The following is a 17,411-nucleotide window of genomic DNA, read 5'->3' as shown; positions in this document are numbered from 1 at the left end:
GCGCACCCGGTGGGGCGGCGGCGCCCACCCGGGTGCGGCGGCGACGGTGGGGGGAGTCAAGGTTGCCTCGCGGCACCAGGGGCAGAGCAGGTCTTCTGGGAAGACGGGTCTTGCCGGCGGTGCTGATCCTGTGCCCGCTGGCGGTGATCTGCCTGGCGGGCGCGGGCTGCACCCGGCCCCTCCCCTTCTCGCCTCCGCCCGCCTCCCCTCAGTTCGTGCTGGTGGTGGAGCCGGGGGACCTGGCTCCGGGCGAGGCAGGTCTGGCCACCCTGTGGGTCTTGGGGGGCCCGCTCCCCCGCGCCACCCTGGAAGCGTTCGGACGGAAGCAGCCCATGTTCCCCGTGGGCAACCGCCTGGCAGCCCTCCTGGCGGTGCCCGTGACCCAGGCTGCGGGCGAGGCTCCTGTGGCAGCATGGCTGGAGGGTCCGGGGGCCCCCGAGCGGGTGACGGGCACGGTGAAGCTGCGGGCCCGCCAGTTCCCGGCGTCCCGCATCCACGCCACCCCGTCCCAACTGGAGGTACGTTCGGCCGAGAAGCTGAGGGAAGACCAGGAGAAGGTGAGGAAGGCCAAGAGCAGCTCCGCCCCCCTACCCCTGTGGGAAGGGGAGTTCGAGATGCCCCTGGATGCGCCCGTCAGCACGGCGTACGGGCAGGTCCGCTACATCAACGGGCGGGAGGTGGGCAGGCACTCCGGGGTAGACCTGGCGGCTCCCGCGGGCACCCCGGTGGGGGCCATCAACAGCGGTCAGGTGGTTTTCGCCGGCGGCCTGCATGCTGCCGGTAACACGGTAATCGTGGACCACGGGCTCTTTCTCTTCTCTTCCTACTCCCACCTGAGCCGGATGGCGGTGAAAGCGGGCGATCAGGTCTCCCGGGGCCAGGTGGTGGGCTGGGTGGGCAGCACCGGGTTTTCCACCGGTCCTCACCTGCACTGGTCTGCCACGGTGGGGTTCACCCCGGTGGACCCCATGTCCCTGGTGGGGCTGCGGCCGTGGCTCACGTCCTTCCCCCGCTAGGCGAGGGGAACGCCGGCCCCCCGGCCCGGAATCGCCGTACGGGCGGGGCGCGCCCCGCGAGCCAGCAGGGCGGTCCCCAGCAACCTGCCCGCAGTGGAAATCCCCATGGCCACATACAGGCCCCAGGCCATGTATGCGGCCACCCCCAGCATGGGAAAGAGCAGGGTGGTCCCGTTGATGGCCAGGTTGTATGCCCCCACATAGCGAGGGCGCCCCTCGCCCGCAGAAACATCCAGGAGCAGGTTGAAAAGGGCCAGGTTGAAGGCGGCCCCGAATATGCCACCCACTGCCGACCAGAAGAGCAGGACATAGGGGGACCCCGCCAGGGCGTACCCCATGGGGAAGGTGACGTGGGCGGCAGCCGCCAGGGCGAAGACGTACCGGCTTCCCCACCGCACGCACGCCCGCCCCCAGTACCGGTAAGTGGCAACGGAGCAGATCCCCGACAGGAGCGAGAAAGAGGCAATCCAGCTGTTGGCCAGGTGCAGCTTGCGCACATAGATGATGGGATACATGGGCGCGGCCAGCATCATGCCGCCGTAAAACACTGCCACCGGGACCAGGAAGGACAGGAACTCCCGGTTGCGCAGGATGTCCGCGTACCCCCGCGGGCCCGCCCGAGCGCGCCCCGCTGCCGCGTCACGGACCGGGCCCGCGGGCGCACCTTCCCGCAACCGGGCCAGGAAGACGTAAGAACCCATCAGGCACCCGAAGGCCAGCAGGAAAAGGGCCCACCAGTTCCACCGTGGCGGGAGGGCGTCCAGGAGGGGACCGGCCATAGCGCTACCGGCCAGGGTGGCCAGAGCCACCCAGACGTTGCGGTCGGCAAATATCTGGGCCCGCAGCCGCCCGGGGAACAGATCGCCCATGAGGGTGGTCCAGGCGGTGTTGGTCACGGTGGCGGGGACCATGGCCAGCCCCAGGCCGATCACCAGCAGCCAGGCCCGCGGCATCCCCTCCAGGAAAGGCAGAGCGGCAAAGAACAGAAAGAACAGGCGGTGGGCCAGGGTGTAGGCCAGCACCACGGGCATGCGGGCCGGAGACCGCTCGGTGAGCCACACCGCAGGCAGCTGGCCCACCAGCCCGCCCAGGGCGGGCGCGGCGGTCACCAGTCCCACGTGGACGTCCGACCCACCCAGGGCAATGACAAAGGGGCCCAGGAAAGGATTGGTGAGGCCCTGCGCCGCCGCAAAAAAGGCCCCATCCGCCAGGCTGTTGTGGGCATTCTGCCGGATGACGCCATCCGGGATCTGGTCCGCCAGCCAAAGGAGCTGCAGTCTCTGCCGCAAGCGAGCGATAACCCTGCTCACACTAGCGGGGATTCTCTTCGCCGGGCCGGATTCCTCCTGGCTTTGCCCGGCGGCGCACAAGCCGGGCAAGGTAATCCGACCGATCCTTGATCTCGTCGGGCTGGGTCCAGGCAAACAGGAAAGGAATCAACTGGGGCTGCCGCGAGGCCTGCTCCTCATAGACTTCCGCCTGCAACTCGGGATCCTGCCCCAGGTCGCCCGCCTTGTCCTCGCCTTCCCAGCGGGGAGGCCGGGGAGTCCTGCCCACGGGCATCACCTCCCCGACCAGTATATCCCGCCCGCCGCCCAACGAACCCCGCCCCGGAGGGAGGGGTTCAGGGCAGCCGCCCGATGGAAGCCATGTACATGACGGTTTCCCGCTCGCCGTCCAGGCCGAACAGCCGGTCCACTTCGTCGTCGTAGTAGGCGCCGATGGGGCAAAGGCCCAGCCCCAGGGCGGTGGAGGCCAGGGCCAGGTTCTGCACGATGTGGCCGGCGTCCAGATACATGTACCGCCAGGCCCGCTCGTGGTAACGCCAGGTGGCGCGGGCCACCACCGCGGCCAGGGCCACGTTGAGGGCGGCCCGGGCCATCATGTCCTGGTCGAGGGCGGCCCGCGCCAGGGCCGTCCCCAGCTCCCCGCGCCGGAGCAGCTCCAGTGACCCGGTTGGTACGTGGTAGTGGTAGAGGCCCGGTTCCAGGCCGCTCACCCGGTTCACCACCAGGAACAGTTCGAAGGGGTGCAGGGCCCCCGCCGAGGGGACCGCACGCAGGCGCATGTCTTTGCCCGTAATGCCCTGGGCCGCCCACACCAGCTGGGAAACCTCGCCCGGGGTCATGGCGTCCGGCCGGTAGGATCGTCCGGTGCGCCGGGTCGCCATCACCTGCCAGATACCCGGTCCCCCGGTGGCGGCGGGGGCAGGAAGCTCCACCAGAGCCAGGCGGTCCGGAAACTCCCGGAATGGCGCCGGCCTCTCACCCCTCCGCCCCGGGAAGCTTTGCCCCCGGTGGTAGCTGGATACCTGCTGCATCTGCCATCCTGCCGGTGTCCCCGTCTCCATGCCATCTACCTCCATCCTCTTGGGTTGGTCCGCTCCGGCCCCATCCGGGCTGCCCTTGATGGTCCGCACCACCACCGGGCACTTCTCGCCGGCAGACGAACCCCCCGCTTTCAGCCCCAGAGGGTAAGGCCGGTGAAGTCGTCCGGGTGACGGGACCAGGGTTCGCCCTCCAGCACCAGGATGGTGAACTCGCAGGCGAACACCACGTTGCCCGGTACCAGGTGACCTCCCCAGCACCGACCCTCCTCGTCGGAGAGCACCACGTGGGCGTGCACCATGGGCTGGCCGTCGCGGAGGGATATATTTCCCGCCCCCGCCGCGATTTCCAGGTGCCGGTCGAGAGCAATGGTCCGGTACTGGCGCGCATTCTGATCGTAATACCCCAGGGCCCCCCGCCGGAGGGCGCCGAGGAAATGAACCTGCCCCGACCTTATGTTCCGCTCCCTGACCAGGGATTCCAGCGCCACCAGGACGTCGTCCCCGGGAGCCAGGCGCCCCATCAGGCAGCGACCAGGCCCGAACTCGCGCACCATCAACCCCATCGACCTCCCTATTATTCCTCCTGGGATTCCTCCAGGGAGAGGGAATACCGCACACCCGAGATGGTGAGGGACCACCTGGTGGTGTGGCCCCGCACTCTTTGCGCCAGCTGCTCCTCGTCCCAGAGCTGCCAGAAACGGATGGCCAGGCGGTGGGCCTCCTCGGGCGCCACGGCGTGGAATGATACCCGGTTGCCCGGCCGCAGCTGCCCCAGGCGCCAGACATCGGTGGAGACCACGGTGGCGATCTTGGGGTAGCCGCCCACCGTCTGGCGGTTGGCCAGCACCACCAGGGGGCGCCCGTCCTGGGGCACCTGCACCGCCCCCGCCGGCATCCCGTCGGAAACCACGTCCGCCCTCCCCCGGTGCCTGATGACGGGGCCCTCCAGGCGCAGTCCCACCCGGTCCGATCGGGGAGTCACCTGGTAAGACGACCCCAGGAAGACGCGCACGCCCTCAGAAGTGAAGTGATCCTCCTGGGGACCCAGCACCACCCGGGCAAGCAGGTGCTCCGGATACACGGGCACCAGCTCCGGGGGGACGGGACGGGGACCCGCGCTCCCGGGCTCGCCCACCGGGAGCTCGTCCCCCGCCCGCAGCACCCTCCCTTCCAGCCCTCCGAACCGTCCCAGCAGGTCTGTGGACCGGGAGCCCAGCGCGGGGGGAACATCGATGCCTCCCGCCACCGCCAGGTAAGCCCGGCAGCCGCAGTCGCCCCCGGTAAAGGCCAGCACGCTCCCCGCTCGCACGGGGACGGCCGTCCACATGGGGATCGGCTCGCCGTCGACGACGGGGCCCAGGTCCGCGCCCGCGATGGCAATGAGCGTCTCCGCGGTGAACGAGAGCCGGGGACCGATGAGGGTTATCTCCAGCGCTGCCGCACCGGCAGGGTTGCCCACCGCCCAGTTGGCCATGCGCAAGGCGTACTCGTCCACCGCGCCCGCCGGGGAAACCCCCAGCGCCTGGTAGCCGGGACGCCCCAGGTCCTGCACGGTGGTGAGCAGTCCCCCCTCCATGACCCTGATCAACGGTGCCTTCATCCCCTCTCCCCCACCACTTCCGGCCACACCGTTTCCACGCCCTCACGCCGGGCCCGCTCCTGCCAATCCCGAAACTCCTCGGCGGTTATGGGCAAAAAGCGCACGCGGTCGCCGGGCTGGAGGAGGGTGGGCGGGTCGCGGTGGGGAGCAAATAGAGGCAGGGGGGTACGCCCCACCAGGCGCCAGCCCCCCGGGCTTTCCGAGGGATAGATGCCGGTTTGCTCCCCGGCAATCCCCACCGACCCGGCCGGCACCCGGGTGCGGGGGGTGGCCAGCCGGGGGATGGCGATCTCGGGAGCCACCTTGCCCAGGAAGGGAAAGCCGGGGGCAAACCCCAGGCAGTACACCATATAATCCCGGCCGGCATGGATGGCCGCCACTTCCTGGGGGGATATGCGGGCAAAGCGGGCGATCTCCTCCAGGTCGGGGCCGAACTCCTCCCCGTATACCACCGGCATGCGCACCAGGCGGGACGGCCCCGGATCGACTTCCCACACCTCCAGGCGGGCCAGCCACCCCAGCAGGGCGTGGAGAGGAAGCTCCCAGGGCCGATAGTAGACCAGCAGCGAACGGTAGGCGGGAACCACCTCCACCACGCCGGCGGGGCCCCGCTCCCTGATCACCCGGGCCAGACTCTGGACGCGCCGGTTGACGGCGGGATCGATACCCTCCCCCAGCTCCACCACCAGGCTGCTGTCTCCGGCCACAAGATAGCGAGGCTTAACAGGCATGGGTGCTCACCTCCGGGGGACCGGCGGGGCGGTCAGGATAAGGAACCAGGCGATGCCGCCCAGGACCAGTACGCCCCCCAGCATCGTGGTGACGGCCGGCACCTCGCCCAGAAGGGCCAGCACCAGCAGAGACGCCCCCACGGGTTCGCCCAGGCTGGCGACGGACACCACGTGGGCGGGCAGGTAGCGGAGGCAGTAGTTGTACAGGGTGTGACCGCCGATGGTGGGCACCACGGCCAGGGCCAGAAAGAGCAGCCAGTCCCTGCCGGGAAAGCCGGTGAGGCGCTGTCCGTTCAAAGCGGACATGAGGAACAGGAGCAGGCTGCAAACCCCGTACACGGGGACGGTATACCCGAGGAGGCTCAGCTTCTGGCGCAGGCGGCGCCCGATGAGTACGTACCCGGCCACCATGGCGGCACCCGTGAACGCCAGCACGTCACCCCACAGAGAGGCGCCCCCCGCCCGCACGTCTCCTCCCCCGATCAGGGCGCTCCCGGCGATGGCCAGGCCCGCAGCCGCCAGGCCCAGGGGCGGCACCCTCTCGCGGTACAGAAAGTGAGATCCCGCCATGACGAAGAGGGGCTGCAGGGACACCAGTACCGTGGAACTGGCCACCGTGGTGTAAAAGAGCGAGGTGATCCAGGTGGCAAAGTGAAGGGCCAGAAAGGAGCCGGAAGCGAAGCACCAGGCCAGCTCTTTTCCGCTCAGGCGACTCAGCGCACCCCGGTCGAAACGCACGAGGAGGGCGGCCAGGATGAGGGTGGTGAAGCCCATGCGATATGCCGCTATGGCCAGGGGGGGGGCTGAACTGAGCCGGATGAACAGGGAACTAAACGAAACGGAAACCACCGCCGCACCCAGGACGGCGTACGGTGACGGGTGCATCGTGATCGGGGTGTTCCCCCCTTCATCACCCGGGCACTACACTCCCTGAACGGCCCGGGTCACCGGGATGCTACACTGCCTGGACCGCCTTCACCTCCGGGATCTCCGCTTTGAGGGCGGCCTCGATCCCATTCTTGATGGTCATGGCTGCGAACGGGCACCCGCCGCAGGTCCCCTTGAGGCGCACCTTGACCACTCCGCCCGCGATGCCGACCAGTTCCACGTCACCGCCATCTGCCTGGAGCATGGGGCGCACGCGATTCAGCACGGCTTCCACCCTGCCCTGCTCCGGCCCCTGCTGCTCAGCCTTTTCCTGTGCTGCCCTGTCCTGCAAAGGCGCACCTCCTCGCCTCTTTATATCCCCTTTGGCAAACGACGTCAACCGCCACCCCGTGGGCCGCCATCCCGACCGCCGCCGTCCCCAGGCCCGCCCCCCCGAGGCCGGCCGTCGCGCGCGCCTGATACAACGCTGCCTGCTTCGCGGCCGTCGGACGTCACCCGCATGGACCCCACGATGATCCCCCGCACCGCCCGCGCCTCCTTCCATGGGGTGAGCACCCGCAGGCGATCCCCGGCGTACGACGCCTCCAGGATGGTGCCAGCGGCCAGCACCTCGCCGCGATCGTCCGTCAAGCCGACCCACAGGTTCTGCCACTCCCGCTCCGGCACCTCCTCACGCACGTCCTTTTCCCAGAAGGAATTGACCACGCCCAACTCCGTCAGGGAGATGTCCAGCGGCGCCGCATCCTGCAGGTAGCAGCCCAGCAGCCGCTCCCGGTTGGCCCGCCGCTCCTCCCGGCACCGCTCGCGCGCCCGGCCGGAAGGCGGCACCCGCAGCAGGCGCGGTTGCGTCCGGCCGCGCAATCCCCGCAGGATGGGGGCCAGCTCGTCTTCCCGTTCCAGGGCCACCACCCACTCGGGGGAGATGGCCGCCATCTTGAGCTCCTTCAGCATATGCCCCAATCGCCCGGAGACGGTGCCGGTGGTATCCACGACCACCACCGCCGCGCCCTCCCGGCGCGCCCGCCCCACCATGGACGCCGTGGCCACCACGTGGTGGGCGGGAGACCGGGCCGGGGAAGTGGCTCCTACGAAGGCCAGGGCAGAAGCGGGCACCTGATCCAGGTGCTCGATGGGCTGCCCCGGATAGCCCAGCCCAACCGTACCGGGCGGGCCCACGTCCGACTGCCCCACGTCGGCGTCCACCACCGCCACCCGGTGTCCCGCCTGCAGGCAGGCGTTGACCAGCCAGGTGGCCAGGGTGCTCTTCCCCGTATCGGGTGCCCCCACCAGGAGCACTGCCCCGGGGGATGCCACCACCTGCGCACAGGCCCGGCTCCACTCCCGCGCCCAGCTCATCGCTCGCGCGCGGGCGGCAGCGGGAAGGGCGGCTCCCCTCTCACCGACTTCACCAGGGAGAAGGCCGCCTCCACCCGGTCCCGCTCACCTTCCAGGAGCAGGGTCACCGTACCCTCGGCACCGCCCACGCCGCCGCTCCCCACGTGAGTGGCCCCCACCCCCGCCAGCACCGCCAGGGCCTCGATCTCCGTGACCACCCGGGCTCCCACCAGGGGCATCAGCCCCACCGGCTCGCCCGTGGCCATCTCCACGGCCGAGGAACCCATGCGCCCCGCCGCCTCCGCCACCGAGGGCACCAGCTTCTCCAGCCCCACCGGCACCACCAGGTGGGCACCCCGGGCCGCCAGGTAGCCGATGGCCAGGCCGATGGTCCCCCCGCTGGCGCCGCCCAGGAAGATGCCGGCCAGTCGGCCCGGGTCCACCGCATTGGCCCCCTTGATGAAAACGTCGCCCGCCTCGAACTCCTCCAGCACCTCACGCGGGCGCCTGTCCGCCTTCTCCCCCCGGATGAGCACCACGGGGTGCAGGCGGATCTCGGGAGGCGTCTCCCACAGTCCCTGCGGACCCACGAAGCCGGCTACATACGGTCCCCGCGGCATGGGCTCGCCCAGGATCTCCTCCGCCACATAGGTGTTGGTGGTGCCCACGGCGATGACCACCCGGCCGTGGGCCAGGGCGTGCCTGACCTCGGGCAGGGCCGCCACCCCTTTGGCGATCAACCGGCGCGACTCCGACGGCGTCAGGCACACCAGCGCCTTAGCCTTCACCCGCTCCTCCCTCCCATCAGTGAGTGTTACCATCTCTCAGTACTTGCCGGTGCCACAGGCCGCATCCAGGATCAGGGCACCCTCGCCGCACAGATCCAGAAATCCGGCCACCATGCGGGCGTGGGTGGGGTCGGAAAGCAATCCCAGCCCTCCAACCTCCCCGGCAATTCGCCATCACCGCCTCCCCTTTCCTGCTCACCAGCGGGATGAAAGCGCCGCGATTGAAGCCTCGATGGTGCCATAAAGCGTGACGGGGCGCGCAAACTAGGGTTGCCATGCGGGGAGACATTGCGCGCACCCGGTTCCGCGCCTGGTTCCGCACCCGCCCCATAACCAGGCCACCCGACAGGGGACTGCGCCGGGTGCTGGGGCCTTGGGATCTCACCTTCCTGGGGCTGGGCGGTATCATCGGGACCGGCATTTTCGTGCTCACCGGGGTAGCCGCCGCCCGTTTTGCCGGCCCGGCGGTGGTGATCTCCTTCGTCATATCGGGCCTGGCCGCCACCCTCACAGCCTTCGTATACGCGGAGCTGGCCTCCATGGTGCCGGTGGCGGGAAGCGCCTACACCTACGCCTACTCTGCCCTGGGGGAACTCCCCGCCTGGATCATCGGCTGGGACCTGATCCTGGAGTACACGGTCGCCGCCAGCGCCGTGGCCATCGGCTGGGCCTCTTACCTGACCTCGCTGCTGGCCAACCTGGGGGCGCCGCTCCCCCACGCCCTCACCGCGGGTCCCTGGGAAGGGGGCCTGCTCCACCTGCCCGCGCTCCTGGTGGTGATGGGCGTCACCGCCCTGCTGGTGCTGGGCACGCGGGAGAGCGCCACCTTCAACCTGGTGGTGGTGGCCGCCAAGCTGGTCGCCCTGGCCCTCTTCATCGCCCTCGGGGCGGGCAAGGTGAACCCGGTACACTGGATACCCTTTGCCCCATACGGGGTAGCCGGGATAGTGCGTGCGGCCGCCATCGTGTTCTTCGCCTACATCGGCTTCGATGCCGTTTCCACCGCAGCCGAAGAAGTGCGCCGGCCCGCCCGCGACCTGCCCATCGGCATCCTGGCCTCCCTGGGAATCGCCACCACCCTCTACCTGGTGGTGGCGGCCATCCTCACCGGCATCCTCCCCTACCCCCACCTGGACACCGCTTCCCCGGTGGCCACCGCTCTCGCGGCGGCAGGCTACCGCTGGGCCTCGGCGGCGGTCTCGGTGGGGGCCCTGGCCGGGCTCACCAGCGTGCTCGTGGTCAACATCTTCGCCCAGAGCCGCATCTTCTTCGCCATGGCCGGCGACGGCTTGCTGCCACCCCTCTTCGCCCGTGTGGCACGTGGCCGGGGTACTCCCACCGTCTCCATTTTCCTCACCGGCGGTGCCGTCGCCCTCATGGCCTCCCTACTCCCCATCGGGACGGTGGCGGAACTGGCCAATATCGGCACCCTGGCCGCCTTCGTGCTGGTGTCCGCCGGCGTGATCGCCCTCCGCCGCACGCGGCCCGACCTGCCCCGTCCCTTCCGGGTACCCTGGGTGCCCTGGTTCCCCGCCCTGGCCGCTATGTTCTGCCTTTACCTGATGGCCAACCTCCCCGTGCTCACCTGGGTGCGCTTCGGGGTGTGGTTGGCCGCCGGCCTCACCATCTACTCCACGTATTCCGTATACAACAGCAGGCTCGCCCGCCAGCCGGTGCCCGCAGCACATCCCGTCCCCCGCCCGGCGCCGGCCATGGAGACGGCCGCAGAGCCTGCACCCGGGCCTGACTCCTCCAGACACGTGCCCCATGACCGCGATCCTGGATCTGTGGACGGACGAGATTGAGGGTCTCTTCCCGAGGGTGACCCCAGCGATATAGCAAGCTACATCGTGTTTTGCACGCACACTGCCACTATCCCGTTCGGTGCTGTCAGGGGGGAGTGCAAAAACAGCGCGACGGATGTAAGATGACGGCGTGGCCACGAGCAATCCCGTCTACGGCATCGAGGAGGAAGTGTTCATCCTGGAGCCGGATCGGCCCACGGTGAGGTCACTCTACTATCTGGCCCGCCTGCTGTGGCGCGACCCGCGCACGTACTACACCCATTCGGCGTCCAACTTCAGCCGGGGTAAGGACCTGCGGCATGGCTTGATGAGCGGAATCGAGATCTCCACGGAAAGGCACGACAGCATCGCCGGGCTGGTACAGGACCTGGCCACGCGCCGCCGCGACCTGGCCCGCGCGAGCCAGGGGTTGATCTCCCCCATCGGCAACCTGCCCGACACCGCCGAAGCTACCAATACCTGCGGGCTACACCTCCACATCAGCGGGGTGGACAGGCACCTCGCCTACCGGCGCCTGGTGCGCTACCTGCCCGCCTTTGCCCTGGCCCTCGCCCATGCCCCCCATGCCGGGGGGCGACGCTTCGGGCAGTCGTTCCGCTGGGTTCACTCCTACGCCCTGGGGCCGCTGCGCCCCGATCCCGCCTACCGCTTCCAGGATCTCATCTGGTCGCGGCGCCTGGGCACCATCGAGGTGCGCGCCTTCGATCCTTCCCCCGACCTGGGCCGGCTGGCCGAAGTGCTGGAGTGTATGCACCGGCTGCTCGGGCTGGGGGCCGGGCAGACACCGGCGGACCGGGGTGATGAAGGCGCCGCCCGCGTCCGCTATAACTGCCTGCGCGAAGAGGCGGCCCGCCTGCGAGGCGAAATGGCCCCCCGGGGCGGGGAGGTCGCCCCCCTGCGCGGGGAGGTCGGCGGGATGGAGGAACTGGTCAGCGAGCTTCAGGAACTCGCGGGCTTCGCTACGCAGTGGGTCGCGCACACACCGGCCGATGCTACGGCTGTGCTGCTGCAGGAGAAAGGGCCTGCGGCCACGTATGTTACGCTCGATGCCGCCTACCGGCAGTGGGCAGGTACCCCTGCCTGGGACGGGAGGCACGCACCCCTCGTCTTGGGTGCTTTCGCCGGCTTCCTGGGTTACTACCTTCCCCGGCTACCCTATACCGTCTGGAAGGCGTGGAGAGAATGGTCCTGAACCCGCTCACCTTCTGGATAGCCGCTGGCGCTGTCACCCTGGCGGCCGCGTATGCCTACCTGCGGTGGGTGTGGTTCTTCCGCGACCCCGTGCGGGTGCCGCCTGCAGACCCCGCCGCCGTCCTCGCCCCCGCCGACGGCAAGGTGATCTACGTACGCCCCATCGAGGAAGGCGCCGTATGGTCGTTCAAGCTGGGGAGACCCATCCCCCTTCCCGAGATCACGCACTCCGCCGATCCTCCCCGCAGCGGATGGGTGGTGGGCATCTACATGTCGCCCCTCGACGTGCACTACGTGTACGCCCCGGCCTTCGGCCGGGTGGACGAGGTCTCCCACCACACGGCCGCCCGCAACTGGCCCATGGTGGACATGTGGGAGTACATCCGCCTCACCTGGCTGCACCGGGCCGTGGACCTGCTGGGAAAGCGCCACCACCTGGAGAACGAACGCCTCACCCTGCGCCTCTGGATGGAGGGCACCAACCGCCCGGCGGAACGAGCGGATGCACGGGGGGCGGAAGGGGACCTCTGGCTGGTGGAAATCGCCGACCGCTTCGTCAACAAGATCCGCTGCTTCGTGCAATCCGGCCAGGTAGTGAGGGCGGGGCAGAAGCTCTCCTTCATCAGCCGGGGGTCGCAGGTGGACGTCATCATGCCCGACCCTCAGGTCCACGTCGTCGTGAGGCCGGGGATGCAGGTATACGGCGCCCTCAGCGTGATCGCCCGCCGGGAGGGGCGACCATGACCCCTTCCCTGACCTACCTGGCATTGTTCGTCGGGTTCGCCCTCGAGGGGACGAGCCTGCCCGTCCCGGCCGAACTCATCTGCCTGGTGAGCGGTCACTACATTGCCCTCGGCCTCAACTCCTTCTGGGGGTCGGTGCTGGCCGCCACCGCCGGCAACGCGGCGGGCGGGCTGCTGGCCTACGGGGCCGGCTGCCTGGCGGGCGAAGGCCTGCGGGCGGGATCGGGGCTGGGGCGGCTCCTGGGAGTCAACCGGGTGGCCATGGAGCGGGCCGAGGGCTGGTTCCACCGCTACGGCGCCCTCACCACTTTCTCCGCCCGCTGGGTGGGGTTCATCCGCCCCGCCGCCCTGCTGGGTGCAGGCGCCATGCGCATGCCCCTGGGGATCTACGCCCTGGTGGGATCCCTGGGGTCATTCACCTACTGCCTGCTCTGGCAGTACCTGGGGTGGAAGTTCGCGCCCTGGGTGCGCCAGGCTGTGCAGGGCCACCTGGCGTGGGGGGTGCTGGCCGTGGCGGGCAGCATAGCCCTGGGCATAGGCACCTTGCGCTGCCTGGGCAGGAAGTGAAATCGCACGGCAGCGAGGATGAGAGAAGTGAGGCTGACCGCAAGGAGCAGGAGAATGACGCAGCTGCCCCTGGCACCGGTGCCGCCGCCGCACCCGCGCAGGCGCCGCGCCCTGGCCATCGCGGGGCTGGTGCTGGCTGCCTGGATGGCGGTGCGGCTCGGGCTGACCGCCTGGCCCGCAGACGTGCTGGCCCGGGAGAAGCCCCAGCTCCAGGTGGGATGGGGGGAACGCCTTCTGGTGGTGGCACCCCATCCCGACGACGAGACTCTGGCGGCAGCCGGGCTCATCCAGCGCGTCCTCTCCCGGGAGGGCCGGGTCCGGGTGGTGGTGCTCACCAATGGGGATGGGTACTCCCTGGCCGCCCGCGAATACTTCCGCCGCCCCACCCTGTCACGCAAGGACCTCCTGCGCTTCGGCTCCATCCGCATGATGGAAGCCCGGCAGGCGGCAGCGCGACTGGGCATGGACCCGCGAGAGGTGGTGTTCCTCGGTTTCCCCGACCGGGGTCTGGTGCGCCTGCTGCTCTTGGGGAGCACTCAGTCCCGCTTCACGGGCGCGAGCTCGGTTCCCTACCAGGAGTGCCTGCGCCCCGGCGCGCAATACACCCGGCAGCAACTGGAGCAGCAGCTGCGCACTGTCATAGCGGATTTCCGGCCCACCCTGATCCTTTTCCCCAGCGCCCAGGACGGGCATCCCGACCACCGGGCCGCCCACTACCTGACGCGTGACGTCCTTGCCGGCGTGTACTCGGAAGAAACCTCGGGCCCACCGCCCCGGCTCCTCACCTACCTCGTGCACCCCCGTGCCCGCTCCCGGGTGCTGGAGCAGTATCTGGGGCTGCCCGCTGCAGTAGAGAAACCCGCGGAGGCCGAATGCCTGGCCCTTGCCCCCGCGGAGCGCGCCGCCAAGCGCTACGCCCTGGCGGCCTATGTGACCCAGCGCGCCATCTGGAGCGACCTTTTCCTCGCTTCCTTCCTCGGCCCCGCCGAGACTTTCACCCCCACCTCCCCCTGAAGCACCCCCCGAGCCTGAGCGCTGCAGATGGAACATCACCGCCGGCATCTGAATCGCTAGGCAGGGCCCCTCGAAATGCCCCGGGCGGGCAGGACAGCCACCGCTTCGATTTCCGCTGCGGCTCCCATGGGCAGGGCCGCCACTCCGATGCAGGTGCGGGCGGGAGGATCCTTCGGGAAGAACTCCGCGTAGACCCGGTTCATGAGCGGGAAGGCCGCCATGTCGGTGAGGAACACGGTCACCTTGACCGTGTTCTCCAGGGAGGTCCCCGCCGCGGTCAGGACCGCCTGCAGGTTCCGCAAGCTCTGCCTGGTCTGCTCCTCTACCCCCTCGCCCACCAGCTTGCCGGTGGCGGGGTCAATGCCCAGCTGCCCGGCGGTGAAAACCTTGTCGGCGGTTATGACGGCCTGGGAATACGGTCCCACCGGTACCGGCGCTTCCTTCGTCGCTACCACTTTCCTTACCGGCATCCCGAACCAGAACCTCCCTCCGTTTTCCTCGGGTCGGGGCCGCGGGTACCCAGGTCCGTCAGCTCACCGTTGACCTCGAGTGCGTAGGTGACCGGCACCGCCCGGGTGAGCATGGCCCCCACCGAGCAGTAACGCTGGATGGATAACTCTGCCGCCCGGCGGGCGTTGGCGGGCTCGATCTCTCCCGCCAGGCGATAGGTAACACGTGCGGTGATATAGACCTTGGGATGCTCGGTCGCCCGTTCCCCCTCCGCCACCACGGTGAAGGTTTCCACCCGCTGTCGCATCTTTTCCAGGATGGAGATGACGTCCAGGCCGGTGCACCCGCCCAGGGCCACCAGCACCAGCTCCATGGGAGCAAGCCCGGAATGCGGCACGTCCAGGCCCGCCAGAATTTCCCCGGCCCGCTCGGGAGGCGGAGTGCCCACCAGGATGGCCCGCCCCGCCTCGTTGCGGGCCACCATGCCCAGGCCGCCCAGCCATTCCAGGACGATCTGTTTCCTTGCCGCCTCCGCCATCCTCGTGCCTCCTCGTACCTCACATTCCTGCCCGCGCAATCTCGCCACATCTCGCATCGGCGCCCGCGCAATCCCGCGCATGCACGGGGACGGCGCGAGCGGGCGGCCCGGCTGGCCTCAGACCCCCCGCAAGGCTTCGCGGGCGGCGGCCACGGTTCTCTCCAGCTCTCCCTGGCCGTGGGCCAGGGACAGGAAGCACGCCTCGAACTGGGAGGGTGGGAAGTAAACTCCCCACTCCAGCAGGGCGTGGAAGAAGCGCCCGTAGCGGCCCGTGTCGCTGTGGGCGGCGTCCTCCCAGCAGCGGACCGGACCCTCCTGGAAGAAGAGGGTGAGCAGAGAGCCCATCCGCTGGCAGCACACGGGAACCCCGGCTTCCCGGGCAGCGTCCAGCAGCCCGACCTCCAGAGTCGCCCCCGCCCGTTCGAGCTGGTCGTAGGTACCGGGCCGGGACAGCACCCGCAGGGTGGCCAGGCCCGCCGTCATGGCCAGGGGGTTCCCCGAGAGGGTGCCCGCCTGGTATACCGGCCCCGCCGGAGCCACCATCTCCATGATGTCGCGCCTGCCCCCGTACGCCCCCACGGGGAGCCCTCCCCCGATGATCTTGCCGAAGCAGGTGAGATCGGGGATGATCCCGTAAAGGGCCTGGGCACCCCCGTAGCCGACCCGGAACCCGGTGATCACTTCGTCGAAGATGAGGAGGGCACCGTGCTTACGGGTGATCTCGCGCAGGCCCTCGAGGAACCCCGGCGCGGGCGGCACCACCCCCATGTTCCCCGCCACCGGTTCCACGATGACGGCCGCCACCCGGTCGCCGTGGGCGGCGAAGGCGGCGGCCACCGCCTCCGGGTCGTTATAGGGGAGCACGACGGTATCGGCCACGGTTCCCTCCGGCACACCGGGGCTGTCGGGCAGCCCCAGGGTGGCCACCCCGGAACCGGCGCGGGCCAGCAGGGGATCGGCGTGCCCGTGATAGCAGCCGGCGAACTTGATGATGCGGGGGCGGCCGGTAAAGGCACGGGCCAGGCGGATGGCACTCATGCAGGCCTCCGTCCCGGAGTTGACCATGCGCACCATCTCCAGGCCCGGCATGGCCCGCGTGACCACCTCAGCCAGCTCCACTTCCAGCTCCGTGGGGGCCCCGTAGCTCGTTCCCCGCTCCAGGGCCCGGGCCAGCGCCTCCACCACCTCCGGGTGGGCGTGCCCCAGGATCAGGGGACCCCAGGAACACACGTAGTCGATGTAGCGGTTGCCGTCGGTGTCCCACAGGTGCGCGCCCTGCCCGCGCGCCACGAAGAACGGGGTGCCCCCCACCCCCCGGAAGCTGCGCACCGGGCTGTTCACCCCTCCCGGCATGAGGGTACGTGCCTTCTCCATGAGTGCCCGCGACCGATCAAGCTGCAAAGAGGTTCACCTCCAGTTCAGCGCAGCCACCGGGCCACCTGGGGGGCGTGGTAGGTGATGATGAGGTCGGCTCCCGCCCGCCGGATGGCGGTGAGGATCTCCATCACCACCCTCTGCTCGTCCACCCAGCCGTTGCGGGCGGCCGCCTTCACCATGGCATACTCGCCGCTCACGTTGTACGCCGCCAGGGGCACGGGGAAATGCTCCCGCACCAGGCGGATCACGTCCAGGTAGGCCAGAGCCGGCTTGACCATCACCATGTCGGCCCCTTCCTCCAGATCGAGCTCCACCTCGACCAGGGCCTCACGGGCGTTGGCGGGATCCATCTGGTAGCCCCGACGGTCCCCGAAGGAGGGGGCCGAATCGGCCGCCTCGCGGAAGGGGCCGTAGAAGGCAGAGGCATACTTGGCCGCGTACGACAGGATGCCCACCTCGGTGAGACCGGCTTCGTCCAGGGTGCGGCGGATGGCCCCCACCCGCCCGTCCATCATGTCCGAAGGTGCCACCAGGTGGGCGCCGGCCCGGGCGTGGGAAAGGGCCACCCTGGCCAGGAGGTCGAGGGTACCATCGTTGTCCACATTCTGGTCAACCAGCACACCGCAGTGGCCGTGGTCGGTGTACCCACACAGGCACAGGTCCGTGATCACCACCAGGCCGGGCACCTTCTCACGCACCAGGCGCACGGCCTGCTGCACCGCCCCTTCGTCGTCCCACGCCTCCGATCCCTGGGGATCCTTGTGCTGGGGCAGGCCGAACAGCAAGACGGCGGGCACGCCCAGGCGGTGGCACGCGGCCGCCTCCTCCACCAGCAAATCGGGAGACAGGCGATACACCCCGGGCAGGGAAGGAACCTCCTGCCGCACGCCCTGCCCTGCCACGGCAAACATGGGATAGATCAGATCCGAGGCAGAAAGGGCGGTTTCCCGCACCATCTCGCGCAGGCCCTCACTCTGCCTCAGCCTGCGCGGCCTCCGCACCGGAAATCGGCCCAGCACTCTCGCTTCACCTCTTCCCA

General features: G+C 69.6%; 20 protein-coding genes. 6 read left to right on the top strand and 14 right to left on the bottom strand.

Annotated features, from left to right (window positions below):
* Positions 1–119: 119 nt before the first annotated feature.
* The gene (locus QME70_08550; GenBank protein ID MDI6894643.1) at positions 120–1,016 is read left to right on the top strand and encodes a peptidoglycan DD-metalloendopeptidase family protein; all 897 of its coding nucleotides are present in this window, start codon (positions 120–122) and stop codon (positions 1,014–1,016) included.
* Here QME70_08550 and QME70_08545 read toward each other — a convergent pair.
* The 10 genes from QME70_08545 to QME70_08500 all read right to left on the bottom strand — a co-directional run bounded on the left by QME70_08545 (position 1,013) and on the right by QME70_08500 (position 8,687).
* Positions 1,013–2,305: an MFS transporter gene (locus tag QME70_08545; protein ID MDI6894642.1), complete on the bottom strand. Its 1,293-nt coding sequence runs from the start codon at positions 2,303–2,305 to the stop codon at positions 1,013–1,015. The genes QME70_08550 and QME70_08545 overlap by 4 nt on opposite strands.
* A gap of 22 nt (positions 2,306–2,327) precedes the next feature.
* Positions 2,328–2,573 (bottom strand): hypothetical protein, encoded by a 246-nt coding sequence (locus QME70_08540; protein MDI6894641.1) that lies wholly within the window; start codon positions 2,571–2,573, stop codon positions 2,328–2,330.
* A gap of 67 nt (positions 2,574–2,640) precedes the next feature.
* A complete protein-coding gene (locus tag QME70_08535) occupies positions 2,641–3,366 on the bottom strand; it encodes a SagB/ThcOx family dehydrogenase (GenBank protein ID MDI6894640.1) in 726 nt (241 codons plus the stop codon).
* Between the two features lie 110 nt (positions 3,367–3,476).
* Positions 3,477–3,899, bottom strand: a complete 423-nt coding sequence (locus tag QME70_08530; protein ID MDI6894639.1) for a DNA-binding protein — start codon at positions 3,897–3,899, stop codon at positions 3,477–3,479.
* Between the two features lie 20 nt (positions 3,900–3,919).
* On the bottom strand, positions 3,920–4,945 hold the full coding sequence (locus QME70_08525) for a biotin-dependent carboxyltransferase family protein (GenBank protein ID MDI6894638.1): 1,026 nt from the start codon (positions 4,943–4,945) through the stop codon (positions 3,920–3,922).
* Positions 4,942–5,676, bottom strand: coding sequence for a 5-oxoprolinase subunit PxpB (pxpB, locus tag QME70_08520; GenBank protein ID MDI6894637.1), 735 nt, complete (start codon positions 5,674–5,676; stop codon positions 4,942–4,944). The genes QME70_08525 and pxpB overlap by 4 nt, the downstream gene beginning before the upstream one ends.
* Before the next feature lie 6 nt (positions 5,677–5,682).
* Positions 5,683–6,561 carry a DMT family transporter gene (locus tag QME70_08515; protein MDI6894636.1) on the bottom strand — a complete coding sequence of 293 codons (879 nt, stop codon included), beginning with the start codon at positions 6,559–6,561 and terminating at the stop codon, positions 5,683–5,685.
* A 70-nt stretch (positions 6,562–6,631) separates the two neighbouring features.
* Entirely contained in the window at positions 6,632–6,895 is a 264-nt protein-coding gene (locus QME70_08510; GenBank protein ID MDI6894635.1) for a NifU family protein, read from the bottom strand.
* Positions 6,896–6,939: 44 nt separating this feature from the next.
* Positions 6,940–7,920, bottom strand: coding sequence for a Clp1/GlmU family protein (locus QME70_08505; protein MDI6894634.1), 981 nt, complete (start codon positions 7,918–7,920; stop codon positions 6,940–6,942).
* Complete coding sequence (locus QME70_08500) at positions 7,917–8,687, bottom strand: hypothetical protein (GenBank protein ID MDI6894633.1); 771 nt, start codon at positions 8,685–8,687, stop codon at positions 7,917–7,919. The genes QME70_08505 and QME70_08500 overlap by 4 nt, the downstream gene beginning before the upstream one ends.
* A 362-nt stretch (positions 8,688–9,049) precedes the next feature.
* Here QME70_08500 and QME70_08495 point away from each other — a divergent pair, with 362 nt between their 5' ends.
* The 5 genes from QME70_08495 (at position 9,050) to QME70_08475 (ending at position 14,007) form a co-directional block, all read left to right on the top strand.
* Positions 9,050–10,492: an amino acid permease gene (locus QME70_08495; protein MDI6894632.1), complete on the top strand. Its 1,443-nt coding sequence runs from the start codon at positions 9,050–9,052 to the stop codon at positions 10,490–10,492.
* 130 nt (positions 10,493–10,622) lie between these two features.
* Positions 10,623–11,684, top strand: coding sequence for a hypothetical protein (locus QME70_08490; protein MDI6894631.1), 1,062 nt, complete (start codon positions 10,623–10,625; stop codon positions 11,682–11,684).
* Positions 11,675–12,427, top strand: a complete 753-nt coding sequence (locus QME70_08485) for a phosphatidylserine decarboxylase (GenBank protein MDI6894630.1) — start codon at positions 11,675–11,677, stop codon at positions 12,425–12,427. The genes QME70_08490 and QME70_08485 overlap by 10 nt, the downstream gene beginning before the upstream one ends.
* Positions 12,424–12,993, top strand: a complete 570-nt coding sequence (locus tag QME70_08480) for a VTT domain-containing protein (GenBank protein MDI6894629.1) — start codon at positions 12,424–12,426, stop codon at positions 12,991–12,993. Before QME70_08485 ends, QME70_08480 begins: the two co-directional genes overlap by 4 nt.
* A 54-nt stretch (positions 12,994–13,047) precedes the next feature.
* A complete protein-coding gene (locus QME70_08475; GenBank protein MDI6894628.1) occupies positions 13,048–14,007 on the top strand; it encodes a PIG-L family deacetylase in 960 nt (319 codons plus the stop codon).
* A 56-nt stretch (positions 14,008–14,063) separates the two neighbouring features.
* Here QME70_08475 and QME70_08470 read toward each other — a convergent pair whose 3' ends face one another.
* The 4 genes from QME70_08470 to hemB form a co-directional block, all read right to left on the bottom strand.
* On the bottom strand, positions 14,064–14,477 hold the full coding sequence (locus QME70_08470; GenBank protein MDI6894627.1) for a Rid family detoxifying hydrolase: 414 nt from the start codon (positions 14,475–14,477) through the stop codon (positions 14,064–14,066).
* The gene (locus QME70_08465; GenBank protein MDI6894626.1) at positions 14,468–14,995 is read right to left on the bottom strand and encodes an OsmC family protein; all 528 of its coding nucleotides are present in this window, start codon (positions 14,993–14,995) and stop codon (positions 14,468–14,470) included. Before QME70_08465 ends, QME70_08470 begins: the two co-directional genes overlap by 10 nt.
* Before the next feature lie 117 nt (positions 14,996–15,112).
* Entirely contained in the window at positions 15,113–16,396 is a 1,284-nt protein-coding gene (hemL, locus tag QME70_08460; protein ID MDI6894625.1) for a glutamate-1-semialdehyde 2,1-aminomutase, read from the bottom strand.
* 17 nt (positions 16,397–16,413) lie between these two features.
* Positions 16,414–17,388 (bottom strand): porphobilinogen synthase, encoded by a 975-nt coding sequence (gene hemB / locus QME70_08455; GenBank protein MDI6894624.1) that lies wholly within the window; start codon positions 17,386–17,388, stop codon positions 16,414–16,416.
* Positions 17,389–17,411: the final 23 nt, after the last annotated feature.

The organism is Bacillota bacterium, assembly GCA_030019365.1.
GTDB lineage: Bacteria > Bacillota > Sulfobacillia > JACIYH01 > JACIYH01 > JACIYH01.
This window is presented reverse-complemented; position numbering and strand designations above follow the sequence as displayed.

Coding starts and splice junctions, on each gene's coding strand:
- QME70_08480 (MDI6894629.1), top strand. CDS start 12,424: ATGACCCCTTCCCTGACCTACCTGGCATTGTTCGTCGGGTTCGCCCTC.
- QME70_08485 (MDI6894630.1), top strand. CDS start 11,675: ATGGTCCTGAACCCGCTCACCTTCTGGATAGCCGCTGGCGCTGTCACC.
- QME70_08505 (MDI6894634.1), bottom strand. CDS start 7,920: ATGAGCTGGGCGCGGGAGTGGAGCCGGGCCTGTGCGCAGGTGGTGGCA.
- QME70_08530 (MDI6894639.1), bottom strand. CDS start 3,899: ATGGTGCGCGAGTTCGGGCCTGGTCGCTGCCTGATGGGGCGCCTGGCT.
- QME70_08535 (MDI6894640.1), bottom strand. CDS start 3,366: ATGGAGACGGGGACACCGGCAGGATGGCAGATGCAGCAGGTATCCAGC.
- QME70_08515 (MDI6894636.1), bottom strand. CDS start 6,561: ATGCACCCGTCACCGTACGCCGTCCTGGGTGCGGCGGTGGTTTCCGTT.
- QME70_08470 (MDI6894627.1), bottom strand. CDS start 14,477: ATGCCGGTAAGGAAAGTGGTAGCGACGAAGGAAGCGCCGGTACCGGTG.
- QME70_08475 (MDI6894628.1), top strand. CDS start 13,048: ATGACGCAGCTGCCCCTGGCACCGGTGCCGCCGCCGCACCCGCGCAGG.
- QME70_08465 (MDI6894626.1), bottom strand. CDS start 14,995: ATGGCGGAGGCGGCAAGGAAACAGATCGTCCTGGAATGGCTGGGCGGC.
- pxpB (MDI6894637.1), bottom strand. CDS start 5,676: ATGCCTGTTAAGCCTCGCTATCTTGTGGCCGGAGACAGCAGCCTGGTG.
- QME70_08525 (MDI6894638.1), bottom strand. CDS start 4,945: ATGAAGGCACCGTTGATCAGGGTCATGGAGGGGGGACTGCTCACCACC.